This window comes from Oleiphilus sp. HI0125 (assembly GCF_001635355.1).
The window spans coordinates 1-1157 of sequence record NZ_LWGF01000241.1; the positions used below are offsets into that span (position 1 = coordinate 1).

Consider the following 1157-nt stretch of genomic DNA (forward strand, 5'->3'; position numbering starts at 1 on the left):
AAGCGCCCTGTCCTAAATCACTTAATAGACCAGCAAGCTTCGCTTCAGAGACTAAGCTTTCGTCTATGGTTTCAGCTACTTCTGCCGCCATTTTACTGATCACAAAACTTTCTTTGGTGACCTTATCAACATTCAAAAATGGCGAGCTCGTTGCCAAGAAATAGGTTTCAGCGAACAAGACAAATTCACTGACCATTTCGACGCCTAAACGCACGACAGCGGCTTGCACATCTGTGGTTTCACCACCTCTTGAAAATAAGGCCGAATTGGTGACTTGCAGTACTTTCGTTGTCAGTGCGGCATCTTCACTGATCACTTTAGCAACGTCTTCAAGGTCAGCGCGTTGTTGAATGAAGGTTTGAATTTGGGCATAGACACGAGGAGGACTAGGTAGCGAACTAATGCCGCAAATGAGTGTGCGCATTTCACGACTTGGCATCGACTCAAGTGCATTTTCAATCAAGCTAAGAATGTGCAGCAAAGCATCACGGTCGAAGGGCTTATCTAACCATCGATGAGAAATAAAACTGCTTCGCAACGCGGCCGCTTGATCGGCTTGCCCAGACAGAACAATACGCACTGTATCAGGGTAGCTCGTCTCGATTTTTGACAGTAACTCTTCGCCATCAATGCCGGGCATACGCATGTCTGAGACAAGGATGTCATAAGGTTCATCTGCAAAAAGACCGAGTGCTTTTTGTCCAGAATCGGCTGTATCAATCTCCCAATCAGAATCAAATAGAGCGCGCTGGATGCCGTCTAATATCATTTGCTCGTCATCGACAAATAAAATGCGCATCGCAAGCGTTCCTAGTTAAATCGTTTCTCTTTTTCGACCTCTTGAAGCACCTGCAACAAGTAGGTGGGATCACAAGGTTTATCGAGCCAACGGTGCGCCAATTCACCATCTGCAACACCTAAACTTTGATCAGCATGACCAGACATAATGATGCGTGTAATCTCCGGATCTAGTTCTTTAACCTCTCGCAAAAGTCGATCTCCTGTCATTGCGGGCATTGCCATGTCGGTCACCACTACATCAAAATGACGCTTACCCAATTTAATCAATGCTTCGGGTCCACTTAGGGCGTAATCGATATACCAATCTGAATCTCGCAAATTGCGCTCTAATGCGCTGATAATCATCCGTTCGTCAT

The 1157-nt window shown here is 45.8% G+C and carries 2 protein-coding genes; both read right to left on the reverse strand.

Going from position 1 to position 1157, the window contains the following annotated elements:
• Positions 1 to 799: HDOD domain-containing protein (locus tag A3762_RS03600; RefSeq protein WP_068754130.1), on the reverse strand; the 799-nt coding region annotated here is incomplete at its 3' end.
• 11 nt (positions 800 to 810) lie between these two features.
• Positions 811 to 1157 (reverse strand): response regulator (locus A3762_RS03605; RefSeq protein ID WP_156493194.1); only part of this gene is annotated, 347 nt, incomplete at its 5' end.